Consider the following 9,092-nt stretch of genomic DNA (forward strand, 5'->3'; position numbering starts at 1 on the left):
GTCGGAACGCATCGACCGCATCCTCGGCCAGACCGGCCGCTCGATTCTGACCAGGTTGCTCGGCGTGATCCTGGCGGCCTTGGCGGTCCAGTTCGTGGCCGACGGCGTCAGGGCGCTCATGGCAGCCTAAGAGGCTGCGAAGCAGCCCACCTACTGCCCTACTGCCCTACTGCCCTACTGCCCTACTGCCCTACTGCCCTACTGCGCCCCCGTCTCGACCACCTCGAAATCATGCGTGATCGTCGCCGTCTTCGCCATCATCGCGCTGGCCGAGCAGTATTTCTCGATCGACAGGTCGATCGCCCGTTTCACCTTGTCATGCGAGAGCGCGCGGCCCTTGACGATGAAATGCATATGGATGCGGGTGAACACTTTCGGGTCGGTCTCGGCCCGGTCGGCGTCGAGCTCCACCACGCAATCCTCGACCGCCTCGCGGCCTTTCTCCAGGATATGCACGACGTCATAGGCCGAGCAGCCGCCGGTGCCGATCAGCACCAGTTCCATCGGGCTCGGCCCAGGCGTCTTGCCATCCGGCCCATGCGCCGTGCCCAGCACGACCTTATGGCCGCTGCCGGATTCGCCGACAAAGGTGCGTTCCTCGACCCATTTGACGCGTGCTTTCACGGTGGTCTTCCTTGAGAAATTCCGGTCCGCGCTAAGGCCTGTTGAGATTCAGGTCAGGCCGCGCAGAAAATGGCGGGTTCCGAGAACCGGCCTACGCCGGCCGAAGCCCTCACAAGTGTCCCGCTCTATGAAGGTTACTGCCGGCGAAGGATGGATGGCTAAGCGGCAAAGGCCGCGAAGGCATGCCATGGGATTGGAGGCGGCGCCGACGGAAGCGGTCCGAGCGACATCGCCTTCCTCTAAACGACCATGTCGAGACGCTTAGAACGGGATCTCGTCATCCAGCTCCCGCGACGCGCCGCCGCCACCGCCGCCCCTGGAACCGCCGCCACCGCGGCTGAAACCTTCGTTCGGGCCCGACTGGCCGAAATCGGAACCACGGCTGCTGCCGCCTGAATAGTTACCGACCTGGCCGCTACCGCCCTCGCCGCGCGCGTCGAGCATCTGCAGCTCGCCACGGAATTTCTGCAGCACCACCTCGGTCGTGTAGCGGTCATTGCCGGTCTGGTCCTGCCATTTGCGGGTCTGCAGCTGGCCCTCGACATAGACCTTCATGCCCTTCTTCAGATACTGCTCGGCCACCTTGGCGAGCTGGTCGTTGAAGATGACGACATTATGCCACTCGGTCTTTTCCTTGCGCTCGCCCGAATTCTTGTCGCGCCAGCTTTCCGAGGTGGCGATGCGGATGTTGACGACCGGATCGCCGGAATTCAGGCGGCGGATTTCAGGGTCCGCCCCGAGATTGCCGACCAGAATGACCTTGTTGACGCTACCCGCCATCGTACTTCTCCGCGCTCATCCGAAACAAATTTTAAGTCGCTCACCTTACAGCCTCAGGGCCGCCCACGCCCGTAAAGGCTGGCTTTTCCCACAAGGTTTTTGTTCCTCTTTCGTTCTAGCATAACCGATGCTTCTGTCAAGGAATGTCAGCAAGAGGTAGTGTCCTGGTGTGGGAAACGAAAGGGGATATCTCCGAATGAACACCCTGACACATGAGGATCAGCCGCGCGAACTTTGGCGGACCGGAGTGGAGACGCGGATGCGTGTTGCCGCCGCCAACGGCGCGGCCGAGCTTTGCATATTCGAACAGTGGGTCGAACCGGCAACCGGGGCGCCGACCCATTCGCATTCGGTGGAGGAAGTGCTGACAGTGATTGCCGGCGAGGCCGAAATGTGGATCGAAGACAGGCGAGCAGTACTGACTGCGGGGCAGTCGCTGATCATCCCGGCGCATCGCAGGCATGGCTTTCGCAACATTGGGTCCGGCATGCTCCGCATCCATGCCGTGCTCGCATCGCCGATCTTCGAAGCAAGCTTCGACGGAGCCGCGAATCCGGTGAAGCGCTGGACATCATAAAAACAGCGCTTGCCAAATCTATAAGTATCGACTTATGCTTTCCGCATGATCGAAGCAGAGATTTTCCGGGCGCTCGCCGACCCCACCCGTCGCGCCGTCTATGAGCGGCTGACCGCCAGCGAGATGACAGTGACCGAGCTGCGCGCCGGCATGAGCGTGTCGCAGCCGGCGGTCTCGCAGCATCTCGCCATTCTGCGCGGCGCCGGCCTGGTGGTCGAGCGGCGCGCTGGCCGCAACGCCTACTACCGCGCCGATCCGCAGGGGCTCGACCCGCTGCTCGGCTGGATCGAACGCTACCGCGCCTTCTGGCCGGAAGGCATCGAGAAGTTGAAGACGGTTCTGAAGGGAATGGACCAATGACCAAGGCAGAGAATCCGACAGCGGCAGAGGCCCCGCTCAGCTTCGAATGCGAGCTTGCCGATCCGCCGGAAAAGGTCTGGCGGGCGCTGACCGAGCCGGAACTGCTGGCCGCCTGGATGATGCCGAACGACATCAAGGCGGAAGCTGGCAGCTGCTTCACCTTTGCCGGACCGGATGCGCCGATCGAATGCGAGGTGCTGGAAGCCGAGCCTGGCCGGCTGCTGCGCTATTCCTGGCGCGAGCGGCCGGCCGACAAGGATGCCGACCAGCTTCCCGCCTTTGACAGCATCGTCACCTTCACGCTGGCCCGGACAGCCTCCGGAGGCACGCATCTTCGGATCGTGCATGATGGCTTCGTGCCGGTGGCTGAGCCTGTTCTGGCCATTGCCGGCGCCGGCTGCGGGCTCTCGCTTTATGCGCGCAAGACCCCGACCGCGGCCAATGCGCCCTGCATGATGCTGCGCGCGGCCTGATAAGAGGAAACCCGTCATGAGCATTGCCAATCTGGTGCCGATGGTCATCGAGCAGTCGAGCCGCGGCGAACGTTCCTTCGATATCTTTTCGCGGTTGCTGCGCGAGCGCATCGTCTTCATCAATGGCGAGATCAACGACAATGTCTCGGCGCTGGTCTGTGCCCAGCTGCTGTCGCTGGAATCCGACAATCCCGACAAGGAGATCTCGCTCTACATCAACTCGCCCGGCGGCATGGTGACCAGCGGCTTCGCCATCTACGACACGATGCAATACATCTCCTGTCCGGTGTCGACGGTCTGCATGGGCTTCGCCGCCTCGATGGGCTCGTTTCTCCTGATGGCGGGCTCCCCGGGACGCCGCATCGCGCTGCCCAACACCAGGATCGTCCTGCATCAGCCGCTTGGCGGTTTCCAGGGCCAGGCTTCCGACATCCAGCGCCACGCCGAGGACATCGTGCGCACCAAGCAGCATATGACGGAGCTCTACGCCAGGCATTGCGGCCGCACCTACGAGGAAGTGGAGCGCACGCTCGACCGCGACTACTTCATGAGCGCCGCGGAAGCGAAGGACTGGGGCCTCGTCGACCACGTGTATGACACGCGCAAGAAAGCGGCCTGATATAGCGGAGTAGGCGCGCGGCAATTTGATCGCCGCGCGTCTGGCATCGCTTCAGCCGCGTCCCTATAGTCCGCGCATGATCAGGTCCGTTCAGTCCAGACATTTATGCGCCGCCCTCGCCGCTCTTGCCGGCGCCTTGATGGCCGGCACCGCACTGGCCGACGACAGCCAGTCGCAGAAACTGCCCGGCGTCAGCGGCGACTATCGCATCGCCAAACCGGCGCCGCAGCCGGAACCCGATGACGCGCAGCCCGCCGGCAGCGACGGCTCGTTCAAGATCGGCAACACCGATGTCAGGATCGGCGGCAGCATAACGATCGACATGGCAACGGGCGGGATGAAGCTACCGAACCACTGATCGCGGTCGCGGGTTGAGCGCCCCACAAAATGTAAGCCCCATCCCTGCTGTGCAGACGGATGGGGCTTCATGGATCTGAAATCCAACTTTGGCCGGGAGTGGACTGCCGGCGTTCTGTTTCGGATGCAACGCGGCGTTCAGCCGACGATCCGACTATGGTCTCTGATTGTAGGGAATCGGCAAGTCACGGTTTGTCGGGCCGGCGTTTCAAGTCTGCCCTGGCACTTATGCCCGCCGCGGCTCCATCTCCGTGTGGAGCCTCAAGGGACTGTCCGGTGGCGTCATGCTCCGCTCCTGGGTCCGTTGCGACAATGTCGTTCGAAGCGCTAATCGCTATCGCCTGCGGCGTCTCGCAGGCCGCCTGTTGGGCGGCGAGGCCATCGAAAGACAGCCGGCTTCGTTGACGCCTTTGAGACTGCCCCCGTGAGTCGCCGTCGTCAACCGTTGAATAGCCGGTTACCGAAAAATGTGATCGCCGGGAGGTTACGTGCGGGTAAGCCGAGTGGCTCGTGGATCGACGAGGCGGGCATCGGCGACACTTGTCTTCACGAGGCTTCGAGCAACTGTTTGCACAGCGCATGACGCGAATGTTTCCACAACGCTTTGTCAGGAGCGTGTTCGGCCTTTGTTCTTTCCGCTTGCCCGCTCGCGCGAAAGGCGGTTAAACCCATAATCGGCTTGTTCCGTCGAGATTGTGGCGTCTCTCGACGTGGCGGCAAAAATACCTACATAGGGGATGGCCGGGACAAACCCGCCCAATCCAGCAAATTCCAGATCTGAGGCGGCGACCGGCGATGGCCGACCATAAATATCTTTCCATTCGCGGGGCGCGCGAACACAATCTCAAGGACGTCGATCTCGACCTGCCGCGCGACAGCCTGATCGTCATGACTGGACTGTCGGGCTCCGGCAAGTCGTCGCTCGCTTTCGACACCATCTATGCCGAGGGCCAGCGCCGCTACGTCGAAAGCCTGTCGGCCTATGCCCGGCAGTTCCTAGAGATGATGCAGAAGCCGGATGTCGACCAGATCGACGGCCTGTCGCCCGCCATCTCGATCGAGCAGAAGACCACCTCGCGCAACCCGCGCTCGACGGTTGGCACCGTCACCGAGATCTACGACTATATGCGCCTGCTTTTCGCGCGCGTCGGCATCCCCTATTCGCCCGCCACCGGCCTGCCGATCGAGAGCCAGACGGTCAGCCAGATGGTCGACCGCGTGCTGGCGCTGGACGAAGGCACCCGCCTCTATCTGCTCGCGCCGATCGTGCGCGGCCGCAAGGGCGAATACCGCAAGGAACTGCTCGAGCTGCAGAAGAAGGGTTTCCAGCGCGTCAAGGTCGACGGCACCTTCTACGAGATCGCCGACGTGCCGGCGCTGGACAAGAAGTACAAGCACGACATCGACGTCGTCGTCGACCGCATCGTCGTGCGCGGGGACCTGGCCACCAGGCTCGCGGATTCGATGGAGACGGCGCTGAAGCTCGCCGACGGCCTTGCTGTGGCCGAGTTCGCCGACCGGCCGCTCGACTCCAGCCTGACCGGCGAGGACTCGGTCAACAAGTCGAAGAACGAGACGCATGAGCGCATCCTGTTCTCGGAAAAATTCGCCTGCCCGGTGTCCGGCTTCACCATTCCCGAGATCGAACCGAGGCTGTTCTCCTTCAACAACCCGTTCGGCGCCTGCCCGACCTGCGACGGCCTCGGCAGCCAGCGCGCCATCGATCCCAACCTCGTCGTGCCGGACGAGAACGTCTCGCTGCGCGACGGCGCCATCAGCCCGTGGGCGAAGTCGACCTCGCCCTATTACGCGCAGACGCTTGAAGCGCTGGGCAAGGCCTATGGCTTCAAGCTCGGCGACAAGTTCAAGGATCTGAGCGCCCAGGCAAAAGAAGCCGTGCTGCATGGCACCGGCGAGCGCGAGATCACCTTCCAGTATGATGACGGCCTGCGCTCCTACAAGACCACCAAGACCTTCGAGGGCGTGATCCCCAATCTCGACCGGCGCTGGAAGGAAACGGAATCGGCCTGGATGCGCGAGGAGATCGAGCGCTTCATGTCGGCCACGCCCTGCCCCGCCTGCAACGGCTACAGGCTGAAGCCGGAGGCGCTGGCGGTGAAGATCGGCGGCAAGCACATCGGCGAAGTGACCGAGCTGTCGATCCGCAAGGCCGACCAGTGGTTCACCGACCTGCCGGCGCAGCTCAACGACAAGCAGAACGAGATCGCGGTGCGCGTGCTCAAGGAGATCCGCGAGCGGCTGCGCTTCTTGAACGATGTCGGCCTCGACTATCTGACGCTGTCGCGCAACTCCGGCACGTTGTCCGGCGGCGAAAGCCAGCGCATCCGGCTGGCCTCGCAGATCGGCTCAGGCCTCACCGGCGTGCTCTATGTGCTGGACGAGCCGTCGATCGGCCTGCACCAGCGCGACAATGCGCGTCTGCTCGACACGCTGAAGCACCTGCGCGATATCGGCAACACGGTGATCGTCGTCGAGCATGACGAGGACGCCATCCTGCATGCCGACTATGTCGTCGACATCGGCCCGGCCGCCGGCATCCACGGCGGCCGCATCATCGCGCAAGGCACGCCGCAGCAGATCATGGCGACGCCCGCCTCGATCACCGGCAAGTACCTGTCCGGCGAGCTCGAAGTGGCGACGCCCGCGGTGCGCCGCGAAGCCAAGAAGAACCGGCGCATCAAGGTGGTCGGCGCGCGCGGCAACAATCTGAAGAACGTCACGGCCGAAATCCCGCTCGGCACCTTCACCGCGGTCACCGGCGTGTCGGGCGGCGGCAAGTCGACCTTCCTGATCGAGACGCTGTTCAAGGCGGCCTCGCGCCGCATCATGGGCTCGCGCGAGCATCCGGCCGAGCACGACCGCATCGAGGGGCTGGAATTCCTCGACAAGGTCATCGACATCGACCAGTCGCCGATCGGCCGCACGCCGCGCTCCAACCCGGCGACCTATACCGGCGCTTTCACGCCGATCCGCGACTGGTTCGCCGGACTCCCCGAAGCCAAGGCGCGCGGCTACCAGCCGGGGCGCTTCTCCTTCAACGTCAAGGGCGGCCGCTGCGAGGCCTGCCAGGGCGACGGCGTCATCAAGATCGAGATGCACTTCCTGCCCGACGTCTACGTCACCTGCGACGTCTGCCATGGCAAGCGCTATAACCGCGAGACGCTCGACGTGCTATTCAAGGGCAAGTCGATCGCCGACGTGCTCGACATGACCGTCGAGGAAGGCGTCGAGTTCTTCTCGGCGGTGCCAGGCGTGCGCGACAAGCTGGTGACGCTGAACCAGGTCGGCCTCGGCTACATTCATATCGGCCAGCAGGCGACGACGCTGTCGGGCGGCGAGGCGCAGCGCATCAAGCTCGCCAAGGAATTGTCGCGCAAGGCGACCGGCAAGACGCTCTACATCCTCGACGAGCCGACCACCGGCCTGCACTTCCACGACGTGGCCAAGCTGCTCGAAGTGCTGCACGAGCTGGTCGACCAGGGCAACACCGTGGTGGTCATCGAGCACAATCTCGAGGTGATCAAGACCGCCGACTGGGTGCTCGATCTCGGCCCCGAGGGCGGCGACGGCGGCGGCGAGCTTGTGGCATCAGGCACGCCCGAAGCGATCGTGCGCGAGAAGCGCAGCTATACCGGCCAGTTCCTGAAGGAGCTTCTGGAGCGGCGCCCCGGAGGCAAACGCGAAGCGGCCGAGTGATGGCAGGTAGCGGCCTGATCTCCATCGAAAGCCGCTTCGATACCGTCGCGGCCATAGCTGCCGGGATGCAGAAGGTTGTCGCGAGCGCTGCCGGAGTCGACCAATCATGAGGCTGGCCCGCCCCGACGATCTCGCCGGCATCGTCGCGCTGACCACCGAAGCCTATGCGCCCTACACGGCCATCTTCGACGCGCCCCCGATCCCGGTCACCGAGGATTATGGGCCGCGCATCGGGCGCGGCGAAGTCTGGCTGCTGCAAGAAGGCTCGGACCTCGCCGGATTGATCGTGCTCGAGCGTCATGCGGACCACGCCATGATCTTCAGCATCGCCGTTTCGCCGGCCTTCCAGGGCAGGAAGCTCGGCATCAGATTGCTCGACTTCGCCGACAAGCAGGCCCGGTCATGGGGAGTGCCGGAAGTGCGGCTCTACACCAATCCGCGCATGGCGCGGAACATCGCGCTCTATGCGGCGTACGGCTATCGTGAAACGGGTCGCCGCGTCAATCCATACAGACCAGGATGGACATTGGTCGACATGGTGAAGCCCGTCGACCGGGCAGCCTGATAGCAGGTTCAAACGGAGGAGGAAGACGATGACTGCCCAAGGAAAAATCCGCTCCGGCATGGGCGGCTGGACCTTCGAGCCGTGGGATACCTCCTTCTATCCGGAGAAGCTCGCCAAGGCCAAGCAACTGCACTACGCCAGCCGCCAAGTGCCGAGCATCGAGGTCAACGGCACCTATTATTCCAGCTTCAAGGAACCGACTTTCGTCAAATGGGCCGACGACGCGCCGGATGGCTTTGTCTTCTCGCTCAAGGGCAACCGCTTCGTCACCAATCGCCGCGTGCTCGGCGAGGCCGGTGAATCGATGATGCGCTTCCTCGGCTCCGGCGTTACCGCGCTCGGCGACAAGCTCGGCCCAATTCTGTGGCAGTTCGCGCCGACCAAGAAATTCGATGCCGACGATTTCGAAGCGTTCCTGAAGCTTCTGCCCGAGAAGCAGGATGGCGTGCCTTTGCGCCATGCGCTCGAAGTGCGCCACGACAGCTTCATCGTGCCGGAGTTCCCCGCATTGGCGCGCAAATACAACGCCGCGATCGTCTATGCCGACCACGCCAAATATCCGGCGATCGCCGACGTCACCGGCGACTTCGTCTATGCGCGATTGCAGACCGGCAGCGACGACAACCCCGACTGCTACACGCCGAAAGGCCTCGACGAATGGGCGGGACGTGTGAAGACCTGGGCCGAAGGTAAGCAACCCGCCGACCTGCCGCGCGCCGACCCGAAGACCGATGCGCCGGTCAAGCCGCGCGACGTGTTCGCCTACTTCATCAGCGAAGGCAAAGTGCGCGCGCCCTTCGGCGCCATGGCGCTGATGAAGCGGGTGACAGCCTAGAGCTGCGGACCTCCACAGCGGCCATAAATCAAACGCCAGAGTTTTGTTCGGCGCGCCATGCGACGCTGGTCGGCCGGTGGCTTGTCGGAACCTGCCGGCCGTCTTGACCGTTCTGTCTCAGCCGCCGACCGCAGGAGACCGCTGCGAAGTCGCAACAGCTGCCGAAGGTCGGAACGGGACGCAGC

At 63.6% G+C, this 9,092-nt stretch carries 11 protein-coding genes; 9 read left to right on the plus strand and 2 right to left on the minus strand.

The window, feature by feature from the left end:
- Positions 1-130 (plus strand): MarC family protein (locus tag EOA27_RS10600; RefSeq protein ID WP_281059405.1); only part of this gene is annotated, 130 nt, incomplete at its 5' end.
- Between the two features lie 68 nt (positions 131-198).
- Here the strand turns inward: EOA27_RS10600 and EOA27_RS10605 are convergent.
- A complete protein-coding gene (locus EOA27_RS10605; protein ID WP_126082576.1) occupies positions 199-624 on the minus strand; it encodes an OsmC family protein in 426 nt (141 codons plus the stop codon).
- A 261-nt stretch (positions 625-885) separates the two neighbouring features.
- Entirely contained in the window at positions 886-1,404 is a 519-nt protein-coding gene (locus EOA27_RS10610; RefSeq protein WP_126082575.1) for a single-stranded DNA-binding protein, read from the minus strand.
- A gap of 196 nt (positions 1,405-1,600) precedes the next feature.
- On the opposite strand from EOA27_RS10610, the gene EOA27_RS10615 reads away from it, so the two are divergent.
- The 8 genes from EOA27_RS10615 to EOA27_RS10650 all read left to right on the plus strand — a co-directional run bounded on the left by EOA27_RS10615 (position 1,601) and on the right by EOA27_RS10650 (position 8,907).
- Positions 1,601-1,981, plus strand: coding sequence for a cupin domain-containing protein (locus EOA27_RS10615; RefSeq protein ID WP_245467041.1), 381 nt, complete (start codon positions 1,601-1,603; stop codon positions 1,979-1,981).
- 45 nt (positions 1,982-2,026) lie between these two features.
- A complete protein-coding gene (locus tag EOA27_RS10620) occupies positions 2,027-2,341 on the plus strand; it encodes a metalloregulator ArsR/SmtB family transcription factor (protein ID WP_126082574.1) in 315 nt (104 codons plus the stop codon).
- Positions 2,338-2,814: an SRPBCC domain-containing protein gene (locus EOA27_RS10625; protein ID WP_126082573.1), complete on the plus strand. Its 477-nt coding sequence runs from the start codon at positions 2,338-2,340 to the stop codon at positions 2,812-2,814. The genes EOA27_RS10620 and EOA27_RS10625 overlap by 4 nt, the downstream gene beginning before the upstream one ends.
- A gap of 16 nt (positions 2,815-2,830) precedes the next feature.
- Positions 2,831-3,433, plus strand: a complete 603-nt coding sequence (locus EOA27_RS10630; RefSeq protein ID WP_126082572.1) for an ATP-dependent Clp protease proteolytic subunit — start codon at positions 2,831-2,833, stop codon at positions 3,431-3,433.
- Between the two features lie 76 nt (positions 3,434-3,509).
- A complete protein-coding gene (locus EOA27_RS10635) occupies positions 3,510-3,791 on the plus strand; it encodes a hypothetical protein (RefSeq protein WP_126082571.1) in 282 nt (93 codons plus the stop codon).
- 794 nt (positions 3,792-4,585) lie between these two features.
- Positions 4,586-7,507 (plus strand): excinuclease ABC subunit UvrA, encoded by a 2,922-nt coding sequence (gene uvrA / locus EOA27_RS10640; protein WP_127256111.1) that lies wholly within the window; start codon positions 4,586-4,588, stop codon positions 7,505-7,507.
- Between the two features lie 106 nt (positions 7,508-7,613).
- The gene (locus tag EOA27_RS10645; RefSeq protein WP_126082569.1) at positions 7,614-8,072 is read left to right on the plus strand and encodes a GNAT family N-acetyltransferase; all 459 of its coding nucleotides are present in this window, start codon (positions 7,614-7,616) and stop codon (positions 8,070-8,072) included.
- A gap of 28 nt (positions 8,073-8,100) precedes the next feature.
- The gene (locus tag EOA27_RS10650) at positions 8,101-8,907 is read left to right on the plus strand and encodes a DUF72 domain-containing protein (RefSeq protein WP_126082568.1); all 807 of its coding nucleotides are present in this window, start codon (positions 8,101-8,103) and stop codon (positions 8,905-8,907) included.
- The last annotated feature ends 185 nt before the right edge of the window (positions 8,908-9,092 follow it).

Source organism: Mesorhizobium sp. M2A.F.Ca.ET.037.01.1.1 (assembly GCF_003998075.1).
Taxonomy (GTDB): Bacteria; Pseudomonadota; Alphaproteobacteria; order Rhizobiales; family Rhizobiaceae; genus Mesorhizobium.